Raw genomic sequence first — 26,530 nt, 5'->3', positions numbered from 1 at the left:
CAAAAATACTAAACTTTAAACTTTAAACTTTAAACTTTGGTAATTTTTAATTGAGTAATTCTTTTGCATGCGCTATAGCAGAGGCAGACATTTCAACACCTCCAAGCATTTTAGCTATCTCAACAATACGCTCGTCTTGATTTAGCTTTACAAGATTGGTTTGAGTTACTTCTTCAACATCTTCTTTAAAAACTTTGTAATGCGTATGTCCCTTTGCAGCAATTTGTGGTAAATGCGTTATCGAAAACACCTGCATTGTTTCACTCATTTGCAGCATTATATCGCCCATTTTATTAGAAATTTCTCCCGAAACCCCTGTGTCAATCTCATCGAACATAATGGTTGGCAACTGAACATATTTAGATAACACCGATTTTATGGCCAACATGATCCTAGATAATTCGCCACCTGAAGCTGCCTTTTTAAGCTCATTAAACTGTCCACCTTTATTTGCTGAAAACAAAAACGTCAATTCGTCCTTCCCATTAGCAAAAAACTGCTTTCCGTAATCAAGGCTTATTTTAAACTGTGCATTAGGCATCCCCAGACTACTTAAAATAGTTTCGAGCTGTGTTTTTAGCTGTGGAATTACTTTTATACGCTTCTTATTAATATTTTTTGAAATAGCATTAAGCTTATTAACTTTATCTTCAATTTCTTGCTCCTTTTTATGTATTGCTCCCTCAATATTTTCAGTAGCTTCCACTTTTTCCTCTAAAGCTTCCTTAACATGTATTAATTCTGAAACATTGTTAACCAAATGCTTTTGCATTAGATTATGAAGTAATTTCAACTTGGTATCTACAACCTCCAACCTACTTGGATCTGCTTCCACAGTATCTTGCAGTACATCGACTTCTCTAAACACATCATCCAACTCTATTAGACTACTATCAACACGCTCATACAAATCGTTATATTTAGCAGACAGACCTGTTAACTTCAGAAAGTTATTTTTTAATGTGGTAAGTGTTGCTAATATCCCTACTTGTTCATCATTTAACAAATAATAGGCTTCAGAAAGTTTTTCCTTAATCCCTTCAATATTACTTAATGTTTCATACTCTTCCTCAAGACTTTCCTGCTCACCTTCCTGCAAATTTGCTTCTACCAATTCATTCAGTAAAAACGAATTATAGTCATGTTCCTTTATTGCTTCGGCTTGGAAATTTAATAACTCATGAAGCTCTTTTTGAAGTTTCTTATATTGCTTTAATTCTAATTTATAGTTTAATATGGTTTCTTCATTGTTAGCCAAAGCATCAATAACCTGAAACTGGAAGTCGTTGCTTGTAAGCTCTAAGGTTTGATGTTGGGAATGAATATCTATTAAACGCTCCCCCAATATTTGTAAACTTGTTAAGTTTACTGGCGAATCGTTTACAAATGCTCTTGACTTACCCGAAGGCAATATCTCTCTCCTAACGATAGTTATATCCTCATAATCAAAATCTTGCGATTCAAAAAGAGATTTCAGATTATAGTTAGCGATATTAAAAACGGCTTCTATAATACATTTTTGAGACATATCCTTTAAGCTACTCAAATCGGCACGCTTACCAAGAATTAAAGATAAGCCCCCTAAGAGTATAGATTTACCGGCTCCCGTTTCTCCTGTAATAATTGAAAACCCATTGTTGAAATCTACCTGAAGTTTATCAATTAGCGCGTAATTCTTGATTGAAAGTGATGTTAGCAAAACTTTTACAAATGTTTAAATTTTGAAATTAAATATAGTGAATGTGATTTGATTAATGAAGATCTTAGAACGTAATATTTCGCCATTTACTAGCATGCATGGGAGCCACTTTTTGCAGGACTTCTTTAACACTGGCAATATTGACGTTAGGACCTCCACTAAATATCTGTTCTATCTCATCGGCCTTGGCATCAAAAAATGTACGGAGTAAAAACGAATTAGGCCTACGACTGTTCATTACTTGAAACTTTTTTAAAGTTGTGGCTATTTGCTCTTTCCCCTTTTTGGTGTTATCGGCCATTACATCCAAACCTTCACGATGGTAGGAATACATCACCTCTCTAAAAGTTGCAAAGGTTGGAGACAATATATTGTCTATTAAAGCGAATCGGCTTTGCAAACCATCTTCTACCTTCCACCCTTTATAGTTCTCCTGTTGTGAGTAATTGGTAATGGTTTGTGCTATTTTATAATAAGGTGCGCCTCCGTTTTTAGAAAAAGTATCAGCATCTAAGCCCAATATCATATAAACATGGAAAGCTAAAACTGATACTAAATTTGATTCGTATTGCGTTGGGTTAAAAATTAAATTCTGGAACTCCAAATATCGGAATGTAAAATCTCTATCGTTAAAATTGTAAACAGGAGTTGTAAATGAAGAACCAAAAACCGGACGTGAAGACTGCACTTGAATTGATCCTTGGAAAGCTTCTCCGCTATAATCAGTAATAGTAATTACCATACTGCAGTCAATACGTTCCTGAACTCCAAAGGCTTGGTTAGTCCATTTTGTATTGTTCACAAATTCTGTTAACTGTTTTTCTAAGGTTTTAAAAATAGATAGGTTTTCATTCCCGGTCTGTCGTGCATTAACAACGACATTACAGTTAAGCTCCTGAGAATTTCCTAAAATACCCAAGCATAATATTACGATTACTAAAATACTACGCATTAATCTGTTCAATAATTTTATTTATTAAATCCTTGGCCACATCTGTTTTAGACTTCAATTGGTGATTTGTTATAACATCATCACTATCAATAAAAGTCACTTTATTGGTATCCTTCTTAAATCCTGCTCCTTTATCATTTAACGAATTTAAAACAATTAAATCTAAATTCTTTCTTTTTAATTTCTCTTTTGCATTTTCCAGCTCATTATTTGTCTCTAATGCAAAGCCTACTAAAAATTGCTGTTTTTTAATTGCTCCTAAGGAAGCTAAAATATCTTTCGTTTTTTCAAGCTCTATAGTTAACGTACTTTCCTGCTTTTTTATTTTCTGAGATGCAACTTTTTTAGGTCTATAATCTGCAACAGCAGCAGCGCATATTGCAATGTCCGTTATGTTGAAATATTGATGAACTGCATCGTACATCTCCTGAGCACTAACAACCGGAATTACACTAATCAAACTATGAGTAACGGTTTGATGTGTTGGTCCCGAAATTAAAACGACCTCAGCACCTTTGTTAGCTGCTGCCTTTGCTATTTCAAATCCCATTTTACCACTGGAATGGTTTCCTATAAATCGTACCGGATCGATAGCTTCATAAGTTGGACCTGCCGTAATTAGTACTTTTTTACCTTTAAGTGGTAAACCACTCAAAATATCCGCTTCTATAAAGTTGACAATAGCTTCTGGTTCTGCCATTCTGCCCTCTCCTACCAATCCACTGGCTAATTCACCACTTGTTGCCGGTATCATAATATTACCATAACCTTTTAAAACCTCAAAAGATTTACGAGTGCTCTCATGCTTGTGCATATCCAAATCCATAGCAGGAGCAAAATACACAGGACATTTAGCCGATAAGTAAGTAGCCAATAATAAATTATCACATACCCCATTCGCCATTTTGGACAAGGTATTTGCTGTCGCTGGCGCAATAACAAACAGATCGGCCCACAGACCTAATTCTACATGATTGTTCCATACAGCATTATCATCTTCTTCGTTAGTGAAAGATGAATAAACGGGATGTTTAGAAAGTGTTGATAAGGTTAAGGGTGTAATAAATTCTTTAGCAGATGGCGTCATGATTACTTTTACCTGAGCTCCTGCTTTTATAAACAACCTTACTAGGGAAGCCGTTTTATAAGCGGCAATACCAGCACTAATGCCTAATAGTATGTTCTTGCCGCTTAGTATAGACATTTTAACTTTTTTACTGAGCGTCTTCCTCAGTATTTCTAAAATATACTTTATCTGTTAACCATTCTTGAACAGCTAACGCATGAGGTTTTGGCAGTTTTTCATAAAACTTAGAAACCTCTATTTGCTCCTTATTTTCGAAGATCTCTTCAAGACTATCATTATAAGTAGCAAACTCTTCTAACTTATCTATAAGCTCTTTCTTGATCTCAGTATTAATTTGTTCTGCACGTCTAGAAATAATTGAAATCGCCTCGTAAATATTCTCTGTTGGCTCATCAATTTGATTTCTATCGTACGTTATGGTATTAACCGGTGCATTGGTCTTTTTTAAATCCATTGTCATAAATTATTTAACTTTTAGTGCTATATATAACTTTTTAATGCTTCTTCTATTTCGTTAGCCATCGTATTTACATCTTCTAAATACTTAGAATTTGCATAGGCCTTTTTAAATGCATTGTAATATTCTTTGGCTTTTTCTAAACGCACTCGCTTTTTATATTCTACACTATTAATAGCAAGCTTATAAGCAGAATCTAGCCTAAAAAACAAGGCGTCTTCTCGTAAAGTTGAGCCTGGGAATTCAAAAACAAAATTATCAAATGATTTTATTGAGGCTTGATAATCAGAAATGTGATTGTATTGCTTAGCTATACTATAGGCTTTTTTCTCAAGCTTAAAGTCTAGCTCCCTAACCAATTTGTTTGCTTCCTCTGCATACTCAGATTCTGGAAACAAGTTAATAAATAACTGCAGTTTTTCGATAGCTTCTTTCGTAGCCTTTTGATCTTTAGTATAGGCAGGCGACTGCATATAGTAACTCTTGGCACTAAAAAAAGAAGCTTCTTCCAATTTTTCGCTTTTTGGGTAACTGGAAACAAAACGCTCAAATTGATATGCAGCAGTGTAGTAATCCTTCATTTGGTAAAATGAATTAGAATACAAATACATTAACTTTTCAGCCTGTGGCTTTCCTCTATAATTAGGCACGATTTGAGCAAATAGCCTATTAGCCTTGGCAAATTTGCCTTGGTTATAAAGGTCTTCGCCCATTTTAAATTTAGGAGCAATATCTTCTGCCTTTAGTACTTTTTGATACTCGCTACAAGCACTTAAAATAGCGCACGTTATTAATAAGTAGAAAAACTTCTTCATAGGTTTTAAACAGAATGCAAAATTAAGCTATTATTATGGATTTAAAAAATATTATTTTAACGCTAAGGTAATTGCTAAAACATAGCATACATAAGGTTTAAGTAATATTTAACACTCCTTAAAACTGTTTTACAAAAGCTTTGATCTTTTCTTTTAATTCACTAGAAGCAGGTACAAGAGGTAAACGCACGTCACTGCCACACATATTTAAAACCTCAAAAACGGCCTTGATTCCAGAAGGATTGTTTTCTTCAAAAATATAACCAATTGCATCCATTAACTTAAAGTGTAATTTGTATGCTTCATTAGCATTACCTTTTAATCCTAAGCGAATCATTTCTGAAAATTCTTTAGGAAAAGCTTGTCCTATTACAGAGATAACACCTGCTCCTCCTGCTAAAACAATACCAAGAGCCAAATCATCGTCTCCTGAAATGATTAAAAAATCGTCGGGCTTATGCTTCAACAATTGCAAATATTGGGCAACATTATTACCTGCTTCCTTAATTGCAACAATATTTTCAAAATCATTTGCTAAACGTAAAGTAGTTGAAGGTTCCATGTTTTTAGACGTACGTCCTGGAACATTATACAAAATCACGGGTACGGGCGAAGCTTCTGAAACAGCCTTAAAATGTTGGTAAAACCCCTCTTGCGTTGGTTTACTATAGTAAGGTGCTACCGATAAAATAGCATCTATATTACTTAAGTCGGTCGTTTTAATTTCTTCAACGACTTGAGCTGTATTATTGCCTCCAATCCCCAAGACCATTGGCACACGCCCATTGTTTGCCTTGGAAATTGTTTCAACAACATCTTTTTTCTCCTGTTTTGTAATGGTTACACTTTCTCCTGTTGTCCCGGAAATAACAAGATAATCGGTTCCATTATCAATATTATAATTAACAATATTTGCCAACGCTTCATGATCAATACTTAAGTCTGATTTAAATGGTGTTACCAAAGCGACTCCAGTTCCTAGAAACTTACTATTCATTTTTAATCTTATTTAATATAGTTAGGTATTTATAGAGTTCCTCCTTAAATACGTTAAATTCTGTAATATCTGTTTTTATGATCAAATCGTTTAACCGTTTGTCTGTTTGCAAAATCCCAACTTTAAATTGAGATTTAGACAACGCTGTAAGCAATTTTAATTCTAACAATTCTTCAGTATAGTAACTTATCAAAACATCAAATTCGGTATCTAAAAAAGATTTCAATTCAACATTCTTTATTGTACCGTTCCATCCAAAATCATTAGGGTTAAAACAAAGATCCCAAGCATTCGCTTTCTCTTTCCCATTAGAAGAAAATGCGATAACTTTTAACTTATTAGGCCTAATCCTTAAATGAGCTGCTAAGCCCCTAAATAGCTCAATATCATCTACCTCATCAAAACATAAGATAACGCCTAAGCTTTTAACCTTAGTATCACCTACATTTACAGAGCGTTGTGATATAAGTTTGTTTAAGTATCTTTTATTGGATCTTTTCTTAAACCCTTTAAAAACCATATTGCTTTTAAACTTTGTGCAAAGGTAGCAAAAGTACGTTCAAAACATATGCTTAATACACAGGCTTCACATATTTATTCATTTTGTTATATTTTGTTATTTCTTTTGGTTCACAAAACGATATTCGCCCTGTCTCCGCTAGAGTAATTCATAAAAAGAGGTTTCTAAACAAACTGTTTTTCATTAAAAAATACTAGTGAATCTGATTTACAACAAATTACTATTATGTGATAGTATATGACTAGGAAAAAAACACTTATAGGAAGCTTTAAATCTATTAACAAATAGCAGAAGTTCGTATTGGGAATAAAACTTTGTGGAATAAAAACGCTTCGACTTTAAGATAGTATTTAACAAATGGTATAACAAATAGTACTTGTTAAACGAGAAAAGGGTATCTTAAAAATCTACTCCCTTATTTTAAGCAAAAACTCCCTCAGACGAAGTAACTTTATCTCGATGTCTTTCTAGCCTAACTTTCCTGTTCTGTTGAATCATAAAGACAGCAATTAAATAGACCCCAAATGCAAATAGAATTTTACCTAACAATACGAACCCCCAATTGTATACATAATAAAAATTTATGTATTCCAATATAGTTGAGAAAGCGAAACACATACCAGCCATTAAAAAAGTAATCGTTTGCTTTGTCTCCGTATGCAAATACACTCCAAAAGCAACAAATACCAAAATAATTAAAGACATGCTTTTAATGGCAAATAAGGTTACATCAACTAAATCAACCATCACAGCTTTTAATACCCCGTAAAGCACATATACAAAGTAGGTGTTAATTAAAAACACAACTAAAAGGTAGGCTCTTATAATTTTATCCAACTTCAATAATTTAAATTTAGGCATCGTAATCCCTATTAAACTCGAATAGCCTAATAAACTAAAGACTCTTTCGTAAATTTCATCCACACCAACTATAGAAAATAATGCTGCCAAAAAAGAAAACACAAAAAAAGCAACAAGCAAGGCACAGACTCTGTCTTGCCTGACCAAAAAGAACAATATAAAAGCACTTAGAAATGTTAATTTTATTAGTTGTAATACAAAAGCATTTTCAAAAACAATTCCAACTATACTTGCTACAATTACTAATAATAAAACAGCTAAAAAAACACGATACAGGGATGGGGCAGACATGATCTTCATGATAAATATAAATAAGCATGTTACTCAAATATAATAAAAAAAAATTAACCACACCGACAAAATACATATTTAACCGATTAAAACGTTAGGATTATTCTTATTAATCATTTAAAATTCCATACTCTGAAAAGTTATACATTTAAATACGTCTAAACTCAAAAATTACGATCAACAACTTTTGTGGTATGAAAGAAAAACTCACTTTGATTTTAAGAATAACAGTTGCCATTATCTTATTACAGACATTACGATTTAAATTTTCTGCTCACCCCGACAGCGTCTATATTTTCACCAAGGTAGGCATGGAACCTTTCGGCAGAATAAGCATTGGTATCATTGAACTCATTGCAAGCATACTTATACTAATTCCCAAAACCATCTGGATAGGAGCACTTTTAACACTCGGAGTTATAGGCGGAGCCATCATTATGCACTTAAGCATTTTGGGAATACAAGTTAACAACGACAATGGTTTACTGTTTTTAACAGCTGTGGTGACCTTTATTCTTTCTATAATAATTCTTTACAAAGAAAGGCATAGATTACCTAAAATTAAAGCATCATAAGATTGCTTTACTTTCTTCTCCATTAAGTTTTGAATGCTGAAAGAAAAAGTAAAATGAAGCAACAGCTAAAGTAATGGATGAAACATTTAACAAACTCCTTTGGGTAATATACAAATAAGCTACATCTATAATTTCTGAAAAAACAATGCATAGAGCCCCAATAAATAAATAAAGGGATCTCTTATCATCTTTATAAAAGTAATTTAAAAGTGCCACAGATAATAATAAAAATGTAACAACATTGTAGACCAACTCCATGTAATATTCATTACCAAGCTCGGCTTGAGGATCTACAATAACTTGTAAAACATATACCAAATAAACGTTTAAAACCATTAGGACAATTATATGCATTTTAAAGTTTTTAACCACATGCCAAATATTTAATGACTTAAATACTTCCGCCAACAAAAAAATATAAGCTATTACATATAGTGAATTACCTAAAAAGTAATCAACGTCCTTAGGGATATAATCGGAGACTAGAATCGATAAATCTGAAATTGAGTATACAACCAGAAACAATGAAAAAAATAACGATCGTTTTTCCACATACAGAAAATAAATAATTGTTATTGTAGGTAATATTAAGGATTCAAAATTATATGAAAAATCATTATTTCCAATAAACTGAAACGTAATTGAGAGCACGTACAATAACACAACTAAACCCGTCAAGATTTTAAATTTACTCATAACAGCAATTTATAGTTACCGTACAAATATAAAAAAATTTCACAAACAATCGACAAAAAACACTTTTTTACCGATAAAAAGATTATTTTTTTATTTTTTGTAGGAATTCATACTCATTAATTGTATCAATATTAAGTTTTACAGCCTTTTGTTTTTTACTGGGTCCCATATTACTGCCCGCGACAATATAACTTGTCTTTGAAGAGATAGAACTCCCTACTTTACCTCCATTATCTTCAATAAGCTTTTTTAATTCATTACGGGATATTGATTCGAATACCCCTGAAACAACTATCGTTTGTCCTGCCAATAGATTGGTTTGATTTGCCAATTCCTCTTCAGACACCTCTAATTGAACACCAAATTGCCTTAGACGATTTATGATAGCCATATTTTCTTCAGACTCAAAAAAAGCTTGGACACTCTTTGCAATCTTAACACCAATCTCGTCAACATTAACCAAATCATCTTCCGAAGCGTTGGCAATATTCGAAATGCTTTTATAGTGCTTTACCAATTTTTTTGCTACCGTTTCTCCAACATAGCGAATTCCCAGAGCATATAAAACACGCTCAAAGGGAATGTTAACAGATTTGGCAATCCCTTTAATTAAATTATCCGCACTTTTCTCAGCCATGCGTTCCAGTGGCAACACCTGCTCTTTAGTCAGCTCATAAAGATCCGAATAATTACTAATAAGACCCGCATTTACCAACAAAGTCACTGTTTCCCCTCCAAGACCATCAATATCCATAGCCTTTCTTGAAATATAATGTTGTATTCGTCCTATTATTTGCGGTTTACAACCATTGTAATTAGGACAATAATGTTGAGCTTCTCCTTCGTGCCTCACCAATTCCGTTTCACATTCAGGACAATGTGTTAGATATTGCACAGGTAAAGCATCTACTTTACGCTTACTAAGATCAACCGCAATAATTTTGGGGATAATCTCGCCTCCCTTTTCTACAAATACCTCATCACCAATTCTAACATCCAATTTTTCTATTTGATCTGCATTATGCAACGAGGCTCGTTTTACGGTAGTTCCAGCCAACTCTACAGGTTCTAAATTAGCTACAGGCGTAATGGCTCCTGTACGCCCCACTTGATAACTAATGCTATTAAGCAAAGTAGAAACCTGTTCGGCCTTAAACTTATATGCCATAGCCCAACGTGGAGCCTTAGCTGTATACCCCAATTCTTCCTGTTGCTGTAAACTATTAATTTTTATAACAACCCCATCGGTTTCGTAAGGTAGTTTTTGCCTGTTAGTATTCCAATAGTCTATGTATTCAAAAACGTCTTCTAATGAATTCGCTAACCTTGCTTCGCCTGGCACTTTAAATCCCCATTGCCTTGCTTTTTCCAAACTTTCAAATTGGGTGTTAACCCCCAGGTTTCTACCTGTTAAATTATAAAGTAAGCATTCCAATGGACGTTTAGCAACCTCGGCGCTATCTTGCAATTTCAAACTACCAGAAGCTGTATTACGTGGATTCCTATAAGGCTCTTCACCTATTTCAATACGCTCTTCGTTCATTTTATTAAACCCTTCAAAAGGCAACACAATTTCTCCTCTAATATCAAATTTATCAGGATAGTCGCCTTTTAACACCAGTGGTACTGATTTTATGGTTTTAATATTCGCCGTAACATTATCCCCTTGAAAGCCATCTCCCCTTGTAACAGCTTTTATCAATTTACCTTGTTCGTAAGTTAAACTAATGGAAGCGCCATCATACTTAAGCTCACAAGTATATTGAATATCCCCTTCTACAATCTTTTTCACCCTATTCTCCCAATCTTGAAGATCCTCAATAGAATAGGAATTGTCCAACGAATACATTCGGTGTTCATGCGGTATGGTCTCAAAGTTCTTTGTAACCTCTCCACCTACTCTTTGGGTTGGCGAATTCGCATCAAAAAACTCAGGGTATTTAGTTTCTAATTCTTGTAATTCCTTTAATTTAATATCAAACTCATAATCTGATATTACTGGGTTATCTAAAACATAATAATTGTAATTGTGCTCGCGTAATTCGGCACGTAATTCCTGAATGCGCTGTTTTATACTATCCATTAACAATACTTCCTTTTATCATTCTATCTTTTTTATAGATGTCCTGTTTTAATTCTATTTCCGAAAAATTAAGTGACTTTAGCAATTGGATCATTTCATTCCCAAGATATTCATTTATTTCAAAAAACAACATGCCTGAGCCACGTAAACTTTTTACAGCCAGATTCGTTATTGCTTTGTAAAACAATAAAGGATCCTCGTCCTTTACAAACAATGCCAAATGAGGTTCATTCTTCAATACGTTACCTTTCATAAATCGCTTTTCTTGCTCTCTAACGTACGGCGGATTTGACACGATTACATCGAACTTTAATGAGTTAAAATTTTCGTTCCATGTGTCTGGATTTAATATATCGGCATTAACATACTCAACGGTCACATCGTTTAACTTGGCATTATGCTTTGTTACAACTAAAGCTTCCTTACTAACATCGAAAGCGTAGACCTTTGCGTTAGGCAAGTGCTTTGCCAAAGTAACTGCTATACAACCACTTCCTGAACCAACATCTAGAACATTAAGCTCTTTATGCATCCAATCTTTTGTTTTCAATTTTAAAAGAACCCATTCGACCAACTCTTCAGTTTCGGGCCTGGGGATTAAAACATGCTCATTAACCTTAAAATTTAGTCCATAAAATTCGGTTTGACCAATTATATACTGGATTGGTTGCTCTAACTCCAAAGCATTTAAAGCCTTTAAAATACTTTCCTTATCCCCTACAATTTCATCGGGTTTCAAAGCCAACTCTATTCTGGACACACCATAAAGTACCTCTATTAAAATAAAAAAGAAACTATCAATTTCATTTTTACTGTAAATACGATCCAATCTCTGATGAAATAACTGCTGTACTTCCTTAAGTTTCAAATTCTATTATTACTAAGTTACTTTAAATCTTTAATCATCCACACACCACAGGCATAATGCCCCGTATTTCCTAAAGCCTTATTTAAATGTTTAAATCCATATGCTTCATAAATATGGATGGCCGCACTAAGTTGTGGTGCCGACTCCAAATAGCAACGCTCATAACCTAAGGTTTTTGCAGCCTCAATACATTTTTCAAATAATTGTTTACCATATCCCTTCCCTCTTATTTCAGGGGCAAAATACATTTTTTGAATTTCGCAGGTATGTGTTTCAAAATCTTTTAACGGCTTAATACCGCCACCTCCAAGAATAAACCCGCCACGGTCAATTACAAAATAGATATCATTTTCATTTTGATAGGCTTCATACATATTTGGCGTTTCCTTGTCGGAATACGCTGTCCCCTCTAAAGGGATTTTAAACTCATGGAAGCACGCCCTAATGATTTGCTCTATTTGTGCATTGTCATCAGGTTTAATTTCTCGAATAACAATAGTATCTTTACCCACCGTAAATCATTAATTTTACGCAAGTGAAGATACGCTAAATCTAAAAAAATTAAAATGAAGCACCTGATAATCTTATCAACAATATACGTTACTCTTTTTAGCTGCACCATAAATGAAAAACCTGAATTTTTAAGCATTAAGAATATTACGGTCTTAGAATCAACCGATAAACACATTACACTAAGTGCTAACGCCTTTTTTTTGAACCCTAACGATATTGGAGGTTCACTAAAAACCGATAAGATTAAAGTTTTTATCAACAATAATGAAATGGCTACAGTTTCGGCCGAAACGTTTGAAGTCCCAGCAAAAAATGAATTTTCAATTCCTCTAAAGGCCCGCATACCTAAAGACAGTTTATTCAACAATAAAAATTTAAGTGGTTTAATTGGGAGTCTATTTAGCAAAAAAGTAAAGGTGCAATATAAAGGGGAAATCGAGTATAAAATTTTGGGCTTCTCACATTCATATTCACTGGACAAAACTGAAACCATAAAAATTAAATAACCCTAGTGACAAATCACGAAAACTATATAAAACGATGCATTGCTATTGCCAAGAACGGTCTTGGCTCAACAAGGCCTAACCCTATGGTTGGATGTGTTATTGTTTACAAAGGCAATATTATAGGTGAAGGTTTCACAAGCGCTTATGGTGGCAATCATGCCGAAGTTAACGCCATAAACTCTGTAGTCAATAAGGATTTACTAAAAGAAACTACACTTTATGTTACTTTAGAACCGTGTTCCCATTATGGGAAAACACCACCATGTAGCGACCTTATAATTAAACATAAAATACCCAATGTAGTTATTGGGTGTATAGACGACCATATAAAAGTTGCCGGAAAAGGCATTGAAAAACTAAAACAATCTGGCAGCAAGGTAACCGTTGGTGTTTTGGCCAATGAGTGCAGGGAGCACCACAAACGCTTCTTTACTTTTCACAATAAAAAGCGTCCTTATATTATTTTAAAATGGGCAGAAACAGCCGATGGTTTTATAGCACCATTAACAAAAGACGAAAAAAAACCCGTTTGGATAAGCAACGCCTATTCACGCCAGTTAACCCATAAATGGCGTACAGAAGAACAAGCTATTTTGGTAGGGAGCAACACCGTTATACAAGACAACCCTACATTAACTGCTAGGGACTGGACTGGCAAAAATCCAATAAGGGTTTTAACAAACAAAACAGACAACCTTTCTAAAAACTACAATATTTTTAACGATCAGGCCGAAACAATAGTGTTATCAAGCAAAGATTCAAATTCCAACCAAACATACATCGACTGGGATTCTAAAAGCACCATTGCCCAACAAATATGTAACGTATTATACAAAAAAAATATTAATTCTATTATAATTGAAGGGGGCTTACAAACCCTCCAATCCTTTATTAATGAAAACCTCTGGGACGAAGCACGGGTGTTTACGGGAAATATGCATTTTCACAAAGGCATTAAAGCGCCAAACCTAAAAGGGCGCTTAATGTCCCAACACATTATAATGAGCGACCTTCTTAAACTATACAAAAATGATTAAAACCATCATTTTCGATTTTGGCGATGTATTCATTAATTTGGATAAAGAAAACGCCTCCAAAAACATCTTTAATATATTGCGAATAGAAAAGCTTTCTAAAGAGATGATAGCGGTTAACGACCTTTATGAACAAGGCTTGATTAGTACCGATGAGTTTATAACCTTCTATTTAGAAAACTTCCCCAACCTTTCAAAGCAATCTTTAATTGAAGCATGGAACAGCATTTTGTTAGATTTACCAGAATACAGGCTTCAGTTTTTAAAAAACCTAAAGACTACTACAGACTACAAGCTTATTTTACTAAGCAATACCAATGAACTCCATATTAATTGGATTAAAGAAAATATTTCTATTTATGAAATATTTAAAAACTGCTTTGACGCCTTTTATCTATCGCATGAAATCAACTTAAGAAAGCCCAACACAAACATATTTGAATTTGTTTTAAACGAAAACAACCTAAACGCAGCCGAATGTCTCTTTATCGACGACACTTCAGAGCATATAATATCGGCTAGTGCGTTGGGTATACACACATGGAATCTCGATCCAAAACATGAAGATGTAATTAATTTATTGGAAGTTAAATACGATTTATTTTAATTCTTTTGATCGAAAAAGACACATACAAAACCATTGACGCTGCTACAGAAGGTGTGTTATTTAAAGACAGAAATAGCAAATTCTTTGGCTATGCATACCCTATAAAATCTGAAGATGACGTAAAACATTACCTTACACTGCTAAAAAAAGAGCACCATGCAGCTAGACATTGGTGCTACGCTTATCAATTAGGAACCGACGATGTATCTTACCGAGCTAATGACGATGGAGAACCTAATAATTCTGCAGGCATGCCTATTTATGGCCAAATACAATCATTTGAAGTCACCAATATTTTAATTGTTGTTGTACGCTATTTTGGCGGTGTAAAATTAGGTGTTGGAGGTTTAATAAATGCGTATCGAACAACTGCCCAACTAGCAATAGAAGCATCTAATATTTTAGAAAAGACCATTAATATTGATTACGTAATCATGTTCGATTATAAAAACATGAATACAGTAATGCGAATTATAAAAGAAAAGAACATAAATATTACGAATCAAAAATTAGAAATGAATTGTCAAATTTTCATTTCCGTTAGAAAAAAAGATGCCGAACTAATTTACAAAACCTTCAATCAGCTTTTTGAAATTGAAATTACTACTATTTAATCATACCCTAAAGCGTCTAAAATATATTTTGGCGCCTTAACAGGACGTTTTGTTTCTTTATCTACAAATACCAAAACAGTATTGGCAGTTGTTAAAATTTCACCTTTTTTATTGGTTATTATGTAGTCAAATTCAATTTTTGCCGTCGGCTTATTCTTTAGTTGTGTTTTTACATTAATTACCTCATCGTAACCTGCTGATTTTTTATAGTTTAACACCATAGAAACAACAGGAAGCATAACCCCATTATCTTCCATTTTTTTATAAGAAACCCCTAGCTTTCTCAACCATTCGATACGCCCCATTTCAAGGTATAATGCGTAATTGCCATGATGTACCACCCCCATCTGGTCTGTTTCCCCGTATCTCACTCTTATTTGTATTTCGTCGAATTTCATGCGAATATTTAAATATTTTTTTGTAGCTTCGGCAGAGGTTCAAACATGCGTAAATTTTTCTTAAAATTCAATAGCATTCAATTTTTTTTTTAAGATTTTTGTTCACATATTTGCCCTGTAAAATTATCGGAAGAGATTTCTTCTCTTTTTTTGTCAACTAACTAAAAAAACCTCTGTAAAAACAAATGAGTATAACTGCGCAAACGGTATGGAATAATTGTCTGAAGTTTATAAAAGATAACATTCAACCGCAAGCATATAAAACTTGGTTTGAACCCATAACGGCAGTTAAACTTACGGATAATGCTTTGAGCATTCAAGTACCAAGTAAATTCTTTTATGAATGGCTTGAAGAACATTACGTAAAGCTCCTTAAGGTTTCCCTTACTAAAGAACTAGGAGAAAAAGCCAAACTTGTTTACGTTATAAAAATGGAAAATACCTATGGTAACAAACAACCTTTTACAGAGAAAATCCCCAGTTCAAACAGAAGTGCCGTAAAATCCCAAGAAGTAGACATTCCACTGAATAACAAGAATCCAGAATTAAGAAATCCATTTGTTATTCCCGGTATTAGAAATGTTAAGATAGAGTCTCAATTAAATCCTAATTATAGCTTTGAGAATTTTCTTGAAGGTGACTCAAATAGATTAGCTAGAAGTGCCGGTTTAGCTGTGGCATCTAAACCTGGGGGAACTTCGTTTAACCCGCTTCTTATTTTTGGAGGTGTGGGCCTTGGCAAAACACACCTAGCACATGCAATTGGTGTAGACATAAAGGACAAATATCCTGAAAAGACGGTTTTATATATTTCAGCTGAAAAGTTTACACAACAATATATTGATTCTGTAAAGAAAAACAATCGAAATGATTTTATTCATTTTTATCAAATTATTGATGTGTTAATTATTGACGATGTACAATTTCTTTCTGGAAAAACAGGAACACAAGATGTCTTTTTTCACATTTTCAACCATTTACATCAAAATGGCAAGCAGGTCATTCTTACTAGTGACAAGGCTCCTGTCGATATGCAAGACATAGAGCAACGCTTACTGTCACGTTTTAAATGGGGTCTTTCTGCAGAATTGCAAACACCAGATTTCGAAACGCGTGTTTCCATCTTAAAAAACAAACTATACCGTGATGGCGTTGAAATGCCAGAAGAAATTATTGACTACGTCGCCAAGAATATCAAGACGAATGTTAGGGAGCTAGAAGGTGCCATTATATCCTTAATTGCACAATCCTCATTCAATAAAAAAGAAATCACTATTGATTTAGCTAGAGTCATTGTAGAAAAGTTTGTAAAAAACACTAAACGAGAAGTTTCTATAGATTATATACAAAAAGTTGTTTCCGATTATTTCCAGATGGATGTAGACACTTTACAGTCTAAAACACGGAAACGCCACATCGTTCAAGCTAGACAATTAGCCATGTTTTTTGCTAAAAAATTTACTAAAGCATCGTTGGCCAGCATTGGCTCCCAAATTGGAAAGCGTGACCATGCAACGGTTTTGCATGCTTGTAAAACGGTTGACAACCTTACCTCAACCGATAAGCAGTTTAGAAAATACGTAGAGGATATCACCAAAAAGCTTTCAGTTTAAATCGGTAATAATGACAAAAATACTAATGGTATGCTTGGGCAACATTTGTCGCTCACCATTAGCAGAAGGCATACTGCGTTCTAAACTTCCACACAACAAGTTTACCGTCGATTCTGCAGGTACCGCAAATTATCACACTGGCAACCCGCCCGACAAACGCTCGATCGCAATTGCAAAAAAATATGGATTAGATATCTCTAACCTTCAAGGCAGACAGTTTACTGCATTGGATTTTGACAGGTTTGACATGATTTACGTTATGGACGAATCTAATTACAATAACGTTATCTCCCTGGCCAGGAGCCAAGAAGATATCGATAAAGTAAAAATGATTTTAAACGAAATCTACCCTAATCAAAACTATAGCGTCCCAGACCCATATTACGGAGGCAATGAAGGCTTCGAGAATGTCTATAAAATGTTGGACGAAGCCTGCTCCATAATTGCAGAAGCATTGCTTTAAACAACATACTACAATAATATTTATTAATTTTAACTTCAAAACATTCGACAACAAACATGAGTTTAGTTCAAGGAAACCTATATCTTATCCCGACAACACTAGGGGAAAATGAACCTTTGGAAGTATTACCAATTTCTGTGAAAAAGGTCATTGAACAAACAAACATTTATATTGTTGAAAATGAAAAAACAGCAAGACGTTTCATAAAAAAAATAAGCTCAGGTAAATCACAATCAGCTTTAGAAATGTTTCATTTAAACAAATTCACAGATGCAAGTGAGCTTCCAGAATTTTTAGAACCATGTGAGAAGGGATTAAACGTTGGGCTTATTTCGGAAGCCGGATGCCCAGGGGTCGCCGATCCGGGATCTGATATCGTAAAATTAGCGCATCAAAAAAACATTAAGGTTATTCCTCTTGTTGGTCCCTCATCTATACTGATGGCCATGATGTGCTCGGGTATGAATGGACAAAATTTTGCCTTTAATGGCTATTTACCAATAGATAAATCTGAAAGAAAGAAAGAAATTAAACGTCTTGAACGTCTCTCTTTTGAGCATAATCAAACTCAAATTTTTATTGAAACTCCTTATAGAAACAATAAAATGCTTGAAGATTTATGCGCCACCCTAGACAAGAACACCAACATTTGTGTAGCGTGCGACATTACACTACCCAATGAAATGATAAAAACATTAACAGCAAATGAATGGTCTAAAAACACCATAGACCTCCATAAGAGGCCTACAATATTTATAATCCATAAATATTAGATTGGGGTTAAATCGCTTTTGCTAACCTGTTTGGTTTAACCGTAGAGGTATCATAGCCAGAAAACTTCTTCATATAATATTCAACTGTGGTACCAAAACCATCAGAAAAATTATCGATCCCATAACTACGTAAATACTTCTTAACACTACCTGGGCCTGCCAAATGCGCAGCTGCCAAAATACCAGATTCCGTAACAAGCACACCATTAATTCGTTTACCAACAAAATTCTTAATGTCACGTCTCAAAATCCACTTGTTTCGTGCCGCATTGGCCATAAATGCCTTTTCTTGTAATTTGGGATTGTTTAAAAACTGCTTTAAATTATGAATCCCGATCATTTTTAATGTTTCTTTTCCAAACTGGTATTTCCCCAAATACCCGTATGTGTTTACAGAAGCGTAATTGCCTCCGGACTCTTTAAAGGCGAGTGCTTCTTTAAATCCTACAAATGATTTTCCTAAATAAGGAGAGAATGATTTGTTTGCTTCGTTCGATGCTAAAACATTATCCTTAACGTTTGCATCCTGGCTTACCGTATAGTTTAACACTAAGCCTTTTGTTGAATATGTACCCAACTCTATCGATTCGTCAGACGAAAACGATACATACAATAGAAAACATATTGTAAGTGGTAGGGCAACATAACTTGCAATACTTTTTATCATAACGTTTAAATTTCTTCAGAATATTTGCATGACAAACACCCTTGAAATTTGAGCGTGCAAAATTATAATTTTTTTTAATAATTTCAAAATTACTCGTTTACATGCGTTTTTTAATAGTAGAATAGATGAAATGCACATCCATTTTTACTTATTTCTACTGTTGGAAACGGCACCTTAATTACGTTAAAAACCTCAAAAACAGACTTCAACAAATGAGATTTTGTTTTAATTTTTTTAAGGTCAACATCCAGACTAAAGTAATACTGTCGTACACGATTCTTACTACTCAATACTGTTGTTCCTTCAGAGTCAACACCAGACAACATACCATCTGCACCATATCCTACGGCAATATTTAACCATTTGGGCAGTTTACTTGTTTTAAAAAACGAATGCATGTTTGCACTAAACCAATACGTTTGCCCATTATAATCTTTCAAAACTTGTTCCAAAAAGTTTTCCCCCAACTTATCGGGGCTTTGTGAAGCATATTTCGTTTGATGAAAAGAAAATTTTAAAACGATACGCTGTTCATCCCAAAGTTGTTCCTGTGCAACATAAAAACCTGTTCCCACAGCATTGGCCAATACATCACTCCACGAAAAACCCCATTCTTTTGAATACCCATCAAACATTTCGACTGCAGTGAGAAAGCCAAAGCCCAGTGTTGCCCCATAAAGTAATTGATCCTTTTTTTCTACACCACTCCAGTCGAGAAGGTTTGCTCCCAATTGACCAATGTGATAGGAGGCGAATACATGCCCTAGCTTGTCCATTTGTAACCATTCGTCCAAATCGTTTATAGTATGAAATTTAGAACGCTTGTAATCGGCATACCATAATTGGTTAAGTCCAATAAGGGAAACCGCAGTAAAGGATGCTTCAGAAATAACTACGGTTTTTAACCTTCCTCTATGCAAGGTATCACTCGGCTTTAAAAATCGGTTAAGTCCACTCTGTGAAAAAGAAGCCGATGTTAGCAAACAAAATACAATGCTATATTTGAATGCCAAATTATTCACAACCTATCTAATGATGCCTTGAGAAGACAAATACCGCTGGTACTCTCTAGCGTAAACATTATGTTGCGACAATGTTTTAGAAAACTTGTGGTAGCCCAATCGATCTGCATCAGCAACAAAATACAAGTATTTATGCTTTTCATAGTTTAAAACCGCATCAATTGCTGAAATATCAGGCATAGCTATTAAACCCGGTGGTAACCCTAAATTTTTGTATGTGTTGTATGGAGAGTCTATTTCCTTGTGCACATTTAAAACACGTTTTATGATCGTGTTCTTATACTTGGGCAATTTATATGCTGCAAATTTAAGTGTGGGATCGGCTTGAAGCGGCATTCCAATTCTAATTCTATTCATATAAACACCAGCAATCCTTGGTTGTTCTTTAGCCTTTTTAGATTCTTCATGAACAATAGAAGCCAATGCCATTACTTGATCTTCAGATAAACCAATCGCTTTAGCCTTCACTTTTCTTGAATCATTCCAAAAATGATGGTATTCTTTTAGCATACGTGTTCTAAACTGTTCTGCCGTCGTATTCCAGAAAAATTCGTAACTATTTGGTATATACATCCCTAAAGCTGTAGCCTCTTTAAATCTGCTCTCTGCTAAAAAAGAAGGATCCTTCATCGCTTTTAACAAAGAAACACTATCGGCTTCAATTTGGACTGCAATACGGCCTGCTAGTTTTTCTAGCGTTTCTTGATTATTAAAAGAAACCTTAACTGGTAAGTTATTACTCCGAATGGAATTAATAATATCGTTATTACTCATCCCCTTTCGAATCTCATAACGCCCAGGTTTAATATTGCTTACATACTTTTTTTGTTTGGCAAGTGCATCAAACCTATTTATATCCTTTAAAAGTGGCTCCAACTGTTCCCTTACCGCTTCATAGGAGTCTGTAGACTTTACATAAATATAAGCACGCTCGTTATTAAAGGCTGTATTGGGACTAAACATGGTAGTGTATACAAAATAGGCAAAGTAAGCAGCAACTACCAGCCCCAAAAAAACAATAGCTAAAAGAATCTTTTTAATATACATTTAAATTATTTATGAGCTGAAATAAATATTCATTTTTATAAACACCATTAACACGGTTCCAATCTTTTTTCTCGCCAACTTTCTCAAATCCCTGTTTGGTAAAGAGTTTAATGCTCGCTTCGTTATCTTCTGAAACACTGCAATACAACTGATGCAAACCTAAATGTGTAAAACTATAATTAATCAATAATTTGAGAGCTTCATTCCCATAACCTTTACCACGATCATTTGACTCTTTTATCAAAATTCCTATGCCGGCCCGCGAATTTTTAAAATCAAAATCAAAAAGATCTATCAACCCTAAAGCTTCGTCATCATAATTAGAAATGACCAAACGCAATTGCTTTACTTCAAAAATATCCTTGTGGGCATTTTCCAAGTACTGCTTGATTAAAAATTTAGAGTAAGGCGTTTGCGTATTACTTATTTCCCAAATACTTTCATTATTCTCTATGACATGAATAAATTCTAGGTCTTCAGGTTCTAATGCTCGTAAATAAATATGCTTTCCTTTTAGCGTTATCATATCTCCCCACTAAATACTAAGGTTGCCGGTCCAATGAGCCATACGTTTTTATAAAGTCCATTTTCAACTTCAAAAGACACTTGTAACTCCCCTCCTTGAACCTTTAAGGTAGCCAAGTTAGTTATTAATTCGCCTATACTATGCATTGCCAGTGCTACTGCGGTAACACCAGTTCCACATGATAAAGTTTCATCTTCCACTCCACGTTCATAGGTTCTAACTGCAAAAATGTCATCTTTCACTTTTTTCACAAAGTTCACATTGGTACCTGCCTCATTATATGGAGCGCCATATCTAATTTTTGAACCTTGAGCCTTTATATCAAAATCCTCTAAATGTTCCTCAAACTGTACATGATGTGGTGATCCTGTATTTAAGAAAAGATGCTTGTCATACCTTTCAATAGTATCTACGTCCTGCATTTGCAACCTAACAATTCCATTAGCAATAGTCGCATGATGCACACCGTCAATAGCTTCAAATACGGCTTTATTAGATATAACACCAAGTTGTTTTGCAAAAGCAACCAAGCAACGTCCACCATTACCACACATAGAACTTTCGTTACCATCGGCATTATAGTAAACCATCTTAAAATCTAGTGTATCATGATTTTCCAACAAGATAAGTCCGTCTGCCCCTATGCCAAAACGTCGGTCACATAGATGTGCTACGTATTTGGTATTATTTTTGTCGAATGTTTGTTGACGATTATCAATCATCACAAAATCGTTTCCTGTTCCTTGATATTTATAAAAAGTCTGTTGCATAATAGAGCACAAATATAGGAATATTAAACTGTTTTTTTGTGTTGTTAAATCATCGTTAAAGTTTACGTTAAAAATCGTTAAAGCTAAATTATGGATTCAATAAATATTTAATTTTAATCGTTATTATTTAAATAGCGTTTAACTTAAATTTTAAAAAAGAGTAACAGCAAAAATTTTATGACTGTTCTCGATAATTACCGAAAGTGCAAAAATTTTTGTCACATTTAATTAATCAAAAATTTTAAACAAATGAAAAAGATCTTATTATTAGTATTCGTTTCAGTTTTAGGGGGTATCACAACACTAGGTGCTTATAAACTGTTCTTAGAACCCGAAAACAAGTCTGTTGTAACAGCAACTAATACACCCACAACATTTCTTCCAACCAGTAATATAAATCCTTTCACAACCAACGACCAAGTGACGGATTTTACGGTGGCAGCTGAAAATGCAGTACACGCTGTTGTTCATGTTAAAAATCTAACCATCAGCTCTAGACAAATGACACTTCAAGATTTGTTCTATGGAAGACGCCCACAACAAGCACAACTCGGAACAGGTTCTGGGGTTATTGTATCTCCAGACGGCTATATAGTTACTAATAATCACGTTATAGATAACTCACAAGAATTATCGGTTACACTTAACAACAACAAAACTTATGATGCCAAGATTATAGGTTCCGACCCTAAAACAGATATTGCTCTTTTAAAAATTGAAAGTAAAGAAGAGAACCTTCCATATATAACATTTGGAGATTCCGATCTAACTAAAATTGGTGAATGGGTTTTAGCTGTTGGGAATCCATTTAACCTAACCTCCACTGTTACAGCCGGTATCATTAGTGCTAAATCCAGAGATTTGACAGGACAAAGAGAGCAGTCGTTTATACAAACAGATGCAGCTGTTAACCCTGGGAATTCAGGAGGAGCGCTTGTTAATACTAAAGGAGAGCTTATCGGTATTAATACGGCCATCACATCACAAACTGGATCTTATATTGGTTACTCGTTTGCCGTACCTAGTAACATTGCCAAAAAAGTAATTGAAGATATTATAGAATATGGCAATGTTCAAAACGGTATTCTTGGCGTTAGTATTTTAAATAAAAACACTAAAGAAGCTGAGAAATTAGGTGTTAACGATATTGAAGGTGTTTATGTTTCTGAAGTTACTCCTAATTCTGGAGCTGATAAAGCTGGTATTAAAAGTGGAGATATCATTAAAAAATTGGATAATATTGAAATTTCCAAGTTTGAGGATTTAAAAGGTTACATTAACACAAAGCGTCCAAACGATGTGGTTAATGTAGAGCTCCTAAGGGACAACAGAACAAAGAATATCCCTGTAACCATTAGCAGTATAGAAATTCTTTCTGTCGAGTTTATGGACATGGAACTACAGGATTTATCGGGATCTTTAAAAAAGGCCTATGATATAGATTATGGAGTAAGAGTTAAAAGTTCCAAAAACAAATGGTTGTCCTCCAACTTAGGCATTTCAGAAGGCTATATTATAACAGGTATTAATGATGTAAAAATTGAATCCATTCAAGACATAGCCAAACTAAAAGACAAATATGGAGATGACATTTTGGAGAATATCACGAGGCTAGAATATATAAATACACGAAACCAAAGAAAAGAAGTTATCTTTAGGTAACAGACTACAAACATTACGAATAATTAAATCCTTCAAAAATTTCAAGTTTTTGAGGGATTTATTTTTTTATGCCAATACGCTACGAAAACGTTTGAAATATAGTATTTTTGCCGAAAATTTATAACAACACTCTAAATAACTAAAGCAATGAGTTTTAACAAGACTTATGAAAAAGAACTGGCTTTTCAAGCGGACCGCCGTAGAGCTAGTGTTGAATTTATCAAAATTATAAGCGACCTTTGGTACGACAAATCCATTGAGCTTGTACTTTTTCGCAACCAATTGATTGACAGAAACGTAAGTCAGATTTTAAACTTACATGAATATGCCGGTAAATTTGTCCAAAAACCCATTTCTATTTTTGACTCAGTAGAAATAGCCCAAGCCATTAAAACCCTCGACATTCCCCCTGCCAAATTAGACATTGGGAAACTCACCTACGAATTTCATCTAGAAGAAGATAAGTATAGTAATGCCACAAACTTTGTTGCTGCAAAACTTAAAGGTGCCAATAAAAATAAAGTTATCACACCTAAAGATGTTGTACTTTATGGTTTTGGTAGGATTGGTAGATTGGTGGCACGAGAACTTATGATGCGTACAGGAAAAGGGAATCAGCTTCGCTTAAGAGCTATTGTTACGCGAGGGCCTGTTGATGCTAAAACACTTGAAAAACGAGCTGCTTTATTACGCAACGATTCCGTTCATGGCTATTTTCCAGGAACAGTTAGTATAGACGCAAAAAGCAAAGCCTTAACTATAAATGGTACTACAGTTAATATTATTTCTGCTAATGCTCCTGAGGAAGTCGATTACACAAAATACGGCATTAACAAAGCCCTCGTTATTGACAATACAGGAGCTTTTAGAGATAAGGAAGCGCTTAGCAGGCATTTAAAATCCAATGGTGTAGATAAGGTATTGCTAACCGCTCCCGGCAAAGGCATCCCAAACATTGTGTATGGCGTTAATCATTTCGATAACGATCCTAATAAAATTGATATTTTCTCCGCAGCATCCTGTACAACCAATGCCATCACACCTGTTTTAAAAGCAATTGACGATTCATTCGGAATAAAGCACGGACACCTGGAAACCATTCACGCTTATACTAATGACCAAAACTTAGTTGACAATTTCCATACTAAATACCGTCGTGGTCGTGCAGCCGGATTGAACATGGTTATTACCGAAACAGGAGCTGGTAACGCAGTAGCTAAAGCCTTACCCAGCTTAGAAGGTAAGCTAACATCCAACGCCATTCGTGTTCCTGTGCCGAATGGTTCTCTAGCCATTTTAAATTTAGAGTTGGAAAGCAAAACATCATTTGATGGTGTTAATACAATCTTGAAAAAATATGCTCTGGAAGGAGATCTTGTAGAACAAATAAAATATGAATTAAGTGATGAACTTGTTTCAAGCGATATAATTGGTAGCTCTGCCCCATCTATCTACGACAGTAAGGCCACTATTGTTCGTAAAGATGGAAAAAATATTGTTTTATACATATGGTACGACAATGAATATGGCTACAGCCATCAAGTAATAAGATTAGCAAAATATATTGCCAAAGTAAGACGGTATACATATTATTAAATAAAAAAACATCCAATTATTTTTTTTGTACGTATATAAACCAGCCTCACATAAAGTGAGGCTTTTTGTTAATTAAACCTATTTCGTAAACAATATTTTTTAACTTCGTAATCTGAATTCAACCTACTTTAAACCAATTATAAATGAAATTTGTCAACTATCTTTTTGTTTTTACCTTAACCTTTTTTTGTACGACACATAATTTTGCTCAAAACGATACACCTAAAGAGAAACTCTCTCTTAACAGTGGCACGATAGATAATCAATTTGATTATGTTATTCAAAAGTCATACACTTACAAAGGCAACGGTAAGGTGTACAAAAATGTAGAATACCATTGGCTTACCCAATTAAAAGAACATACATTGGATTCCCTTAAAGCCATACGTAAAGATTTAGCGGACACGCAACTTAATGTTAAAACTCAGGCCAAAGAAATTGCCGATTTAAAATCAAAACTTTCAAACACTGAAAGCGATCTGGAAAAAACCAACAATGAAAAAAACAATATGGCTTTGTTTGGTTTACAAATGAGCAAAACCAATTACAACATACTTATGTGGGCGATTATTGCTGGTTTATTAGCTTTCTTGCTTTTCTTTATTTACAAATTTAAAAACAGTAATGCAATCACTAAAGCCGCTAAGCGCTCATTATCAGAAATAGAAGAAGAGTTTGAAGAGCACCGCAAAACAGCTTTAGAGCGCGAACAAAAAGTAAGGCGCCAACTTCAAGATGAAATAAATAAGCAAAAGGGCGTTTAGCAAACTATTTTGGAAAAACCATAAGGGGTATAATAAGATACCCTTTTAAACACA

At 34.3% G+C, this 26,530-nt stretch carries 29 protein-coding genes; 11 read left to right on the top strand and 18 right to left on the bottom strand.

What is annotated here, in order from left to right; genetic code table 11:
* Positions 1 to 46: 46 nt before the first annotated feature.
* The 8 genes from recN to JF259_RS13025 form a co-directional block, all read right to left on the bottom strand.
* Positions 47 to 1,699, bottom strand: a complete 1,653-nt coding sequence (gene recN, locus JF259_RS13060) for a DNA repair protein RecN (protein ID WP_199115781.1) — start codon at positions 1,697 to 1,699, stop codon at positions 47 to 49.
* 64 nt (positions 1,700 to 1,763) lie between these two features.
* Entirely contained in the window at positions 1,764 to 2,651 is an 888-nt protein-coding gene (gene porD / locus JF259_RS13055; RefSeq protein WP_199115780.1) for a type IX secretion system protein PorD, read from the bottom strand.
* Positions 2,644 to 3,855, bottom strand: coding sequence for a bifunctional phosphopantothenoylcysteine decarboxylase/phosphopantothenate--cysteine ligase CoaBC (coaBC, locus tag JF259_RS13050; RefSeq protein ID WP_199115779.1), 1,212 nt, complete (start codon positions 3,853 to 3,855; stop codon positions 2,644 to 2,646). The genes porD and coaBC overlap by 8 nt, the downstream gene beginning before the upstream one ends.
* A gap of 10 nt (positions 3,856 to 3,865) precedes the next feature.
* Positions 3,866 to 4,192 (bottom strand): DNA-directed RNA polymerase subunit omega, encoded by a 327-nt coding sequence (locus tag JF259_RS13045; RefSeq protein ID WP_199115778.1) that lies wholly within the window; start codon positions 4,190 to 4,192, stop codon positions 3,866 to 3,868.
* A gap of 26 nt (positions 4,193 to 4,218) precedes the next feature.
* On the bottom strand, positions 4,219 to 5,010 hold the full coding sequence (locus JF259_RS13040) for an outer membrane protein assembly factor BamD (protein ID WP_199115777.1): 792 nt from the start codon (positions 5,008 to 5,010) through the stop codon (positions 4,219 to 4,221).
* A 118-nt stretch (positions 5,011 to 5,128) separates the two neighbouring features.
* Entirely contained in the window at positions 5,129 to 6,007 is an 879-nt protein-coding gene (dapA, locus tag JF259_RS13035; RefSeq protein WP_199115776.1) for a 4-hydroxy-tetrahydrodipicolinate synthase, read from the bottom strand.
* Entirely contained in the window at positions 6,000 to 6,527 is a 528-nt protein-coding gene (locus JF259_RS13030; protein WP_199115775.1) for a DUF6913 domain-containing protein, read from the bottom strand. Before JF259_RS13030 ends, dapA begins: the two co-directional genes overlap by 8 nt.
* A 420-nt stretch (positions 6,528 to 6,947) precedes the next feature.
* A complete protein-coding gene (locus JF259_RS13025; RefSeq protein WP_199115774.1) occupies positions 6,948 to 7,679 on the bottom strand; it encodes a hypothetical protein in 732 nt (243 codons plus the stop codon).
* A 194-nt stretch (positions 7,680 to 7,873) separates the two neighbouring features.
* Here JF259_RS13025 and JF259_RS13020 point away from each other — a divergent pair, with 194 nt between their 5' ends.
* Positions 7,874 to 8,254 (top strand): DoxX family membrane protein, encoded by a 381-nt coding sequence (locus JF259_RS13020; RefSeq protein ID WP_199115773.1) that lies wholly within the window; start codon positions 7,874 to 7,876, stop codon positions 8,252 to 8,254.
* Here JF259_RS13020 and JF259_RS13015 read toward each other — a convergent pair.
* The 4 genes from JF259_RS13015 to JF259_RS13000 form a co-directional block, all read right to left on the bottom strand.
* Positions 8,249 to 8,950, bottom strand: a complete 702-nt coding sequence (locus JF259_RS13015; protein ID WP_199115772.1) for a hypothetical protein — start codon at positions 8,948 to 8,950, stop codon at positions 8,249 to 8,251. The genes JF259_RS13020 and JF259_RS13015 overlap by 6 nt on opposite strands.
* 82 nt (positions 8,951 to 9,032) lie before the next feature.
* On the bottom strand, positions 9,033 to 11,033 hold the full coding sequence (gene ligA, locus JF259_RS13010; protein ID WP_199115771.1) for an NAD-dependent DNA ligase LigA: 2,001 nt from the start codon (positions 11,031 to 11,033) through the stop codon (positions 9,033 to 9,035).
* Positions 11,026 to 11,901, bottom strand: coding sequence for a peptide chain release factor N(5)-glutamine methyltransferase (gene prmC / locus JF259_RS13005; RefSeq protein ID WP_199115770.1), 876 nt, complete (start codon positions 11,899 to 11,901; stop codon positions 11,026 to 11,028). Before prmC ends, ligA begins: the two co-directional genes overlap by 8 nt.
* A gap of 17 nt (positions 11,902 to 11,918) precedes the next feature.
* Positions 11,919 to 12,413 carry a GNAT family N-acetyltransferase gene (locus tag JF259_RS13000; protein ID WP_199115769.1) on the bottom strand — a complete coding sequence of 165 codons (495 nt, stop codon included), beginning with the start codon at positions 12,411 to 12,413 and terminating at the stop codon, positions 11,919 to 11,921.
* Positions 12,414 to 12,467: 54 nt separating this feature from the next.
* Here JF259_RS13000 and JF259_RS12995 point away from each other — a divergent pair, with 54 nt between their 5' ends.
* From JF259_RS12995 to JF259_RS12980, 4 genes are read left to right on the top strand one after another with little or no spacing between them, the layout of a single operon-like run.
* A complete protein-coding gene (locus JF259_RS12995; protein ID WP_199115768.1) occupies positions 12,468 to 12,920 on the top strand; it encodes an LEA type 2 family protein in 453 nt (150 codons plus the stop codon).
* 5 nt (positions 12,921 to 12,925) lie between these two features.
* Positions 12,926 to 13,957: a bifunctional diaminohydroxyphosphoribosylaminopyrimidine deaminase/5-amino-6-(5-phosphoribosylamino)uracil reductase RibD gene (ribD, locus tag JF259_RS12990; protein WP_199115767.1), complete on the top strand. Its 1,032-nt coding sequence runs from the start codon at positions 12,926 to 12,928 to the stop codon at positions 13,955 to 13,957.
* Positions 13,950 to 14,561 carry an HAD family hydrolase gene (locus JF259_RS12985; RefSeq protein WP_199115766.1) on the top strand — a complete coding sequence of 204 codons (612 nt, stop codon included), beginning with the start codon at positions 13,950 to 13,952 and terminating at the stop codon, positions 14,559 to 14,561. Before ribD ends, JF259_RS12985 begins: the two co-directional genes overlap by 8 nt.
* A 5-nt stretch (positions 14,562 to 14,566) precedes the next feature.
* Complete coding sequence (locus JF259_RS12980) at positions 14,567 to 15,175, top strand: IMPACT family protein (protein WP_199115765.1); 609 nt, start codon at positions 14,567 to 14,569, stop codon at positions 15,173 to 15,175.
* On the opposite strand, the gene JF259_RS12975 is transcribed toward JF259_RS12980, so the two are convergent.
* Complete coding sequence (locus JF259_RS12975; RefSeq protein ID WP_199115764.1) at positions 15,172 to 15,573, bottom strand: acyl-CoA thioesterase; 402 nt, start codon at positions 15,571 to 15,573, stop codon at positions 15,172 to 15,174. The genes JF259_RS12980 and JF259_RS12975 overlap by 4 nt on opposite strands.
* Positions 15,574 to 15,758: 185 nt before the next feature.
* Here JF259_RS12975 and dnaA point away from each other — a divergent pair, with 185 nt between their 5' ends.
* Genes dnaA through JF259_RS12960 form a run of 3 tightly spaced genes read left to right on the top strand, consistent with a single transcriptional unit; the run spans position 15,759 to position 18,422 of the window.
* Positions 15,759 to 17,186 carry a chromosomal replication initiator protein DnaA gene (dnaA, locus tag JF259_RS12970; protein WP_199115763.1) on the top strand — a complete coding sequence of 476 codons (1,428 nt, stop codon included), beginning with the start codon at positions 15,759 to 15,761 and terminating at the stop codon, positions 17,184 to 17,186.
* Between the two features lie 10 nt (positions 17,187 to 17,196).
* Positions 17,197 to 17,649 (top strand): low molecular weight protein-tyrosine-phosphatase, encoded by a 453-nt coding sequence (locus JF259_RS12965; protein WP_233164267.1) that lies wholly within the window; start codon positions 17,197 to 17,199, stop codon positions 17,647 to 17,649.
* Positions 17,650 to 17,705: 56 nt separating this feature from the next.
* A complete protein-coding gene (locus JF259_RS12960) occupies positions 17,706 to 18,422 on the top strand; it encodes an SAM-dependent methyltransferase (protein ID WP_199115762.1) in 717 nt (238 codons plus the stop codon).
* A 7-nt stretch (positions 18,423 to 18,429) separates the two neighbouring features.
* Here JF259_RS12960 and JF259_RS12955 read toward each other — a convergent pair whose 3' ends face one another.
* From JF259_RS12955 to dapF, 5 genes are all read right to left on the bottom strand, one after another.
* On the bottom strand, positions 18,430 to 19,089 hold the full coding sequence (locus JF259_RS12955; protein ID WP_199115761.1) for a lysozyme family protein: 660 nt from the start codon (positions 19,087 to 19,089) through the stop codon (positions 18,430 to 18,432).
* A gap of 110 nt (positions 19,090 to 19,199) precedes the next feature.
* The gene (locus JF259_RS12950) at positions 19,200 to 20,009 is read right to left on the bottom strand and encodes a DUF2279 domain-containing protein (RefSeq protein ID WP_233164265.1); all 810 of its coding nucleotides are present in this window, start codon (positions 20,007 to 20,009) and stop codon (positions 19,200 to 19,202) included.
* Between the two features lie 105 nt (positions 20,010 to 20,114).
* A complete protein-coding gene (gene mltG / locus JF259_RS12945; protein WP_199115760.1) occupies positions 20,115 to 21,158 on the bottom strand; it encodes an endolytic transglycosylase MltG in 1,044 nt (347 codons plus the stop codon).
* A complete protein-coding gene (locus JF259_RS12940) occupies positions 21,148 to 21,684 on the bottom strand; it encodes a GNAT family N-acetyltransferase (RefSeq protein WP_199115759.1) in 537 nt (178 codons plus the stop codon). The genes mltG and JF259_RS12940 overlap by 11 nt, the downstream gene beginning before the upstream one ends.
* Positions 21,681 to 22,454, bottom strand: coding sequence for a diaminopimelate epimerase (gene dapF, locus JF259_RS12935; protein WP_199115758.1), 774 nt, complete (start codon positions 22,452 to 22,454; stop codon positions 21,681 to 21,683). Before dapF ends, JF259_RS12940 begins: the two co-directional genes overlap by 4 nt.
* Positions 22,455 to 22,703: 249 nt before the next feature.
* Between dapF and JF259_RS12930 the strand changes: the two genes are divergently transcribed.
* From JF259_RS12930 to JF259_RS12920, 3 genes are all read left to right on the top strand, one after another.
* The gene (locus JF259_RS12930; protein WP_199115757.1) at positions 22,704 to 24,116 is read left to right on the top strand and encodes a trypsin-like peptidase domain-containing protein; all 1,413 of its coding nucleotides are present in this window, start codon (positions 22,704 to 22,706) and stop codon (positions 24,114 to 24,116) included.
* Positions 24,117 to 24,263: 147 nt separating this feature from the next.
* Positions 24,264 to 25,712, top strand: a complete 1,449-nt coding sequence (locus JF259_RS12925; RefSeq protein WP_199115756.1) for a glyceraldehyde-3-phosphate dehydrogenase — start codon at positions 24,264 to 24,266, stop codon at positions 25,710 to 25,712.
* 143 nt (positions 25,713 to 25,855) lie between these two features.
* Complete coding sequence (locus JF259_RS12920) at positions 25,856 to 26,476, top strand: tRNA (guanine-N1)-methyltransferase (protein ID WP_199115755.1); 621 nt, start codon at positions 25,856 to 25,858, stop codon at positions 26,474 to 26,476.
* The last annotated feature ends 54 nt before the right edge of the window (positions 26,477 to 26,530 follow it).

The sequence above is a fragment of the Snuella sedimenti genome (assembly GCF_016428595.1).
GTDB lineage: Bacteria > Bacteroidota > Bacteroidia > Flavobacteriales > Flavobacteriaceae > Snuella > Snuella sedimenti.
This window is presented reverse-complemented; position numbering and strand designations above follow the sequence as displayed.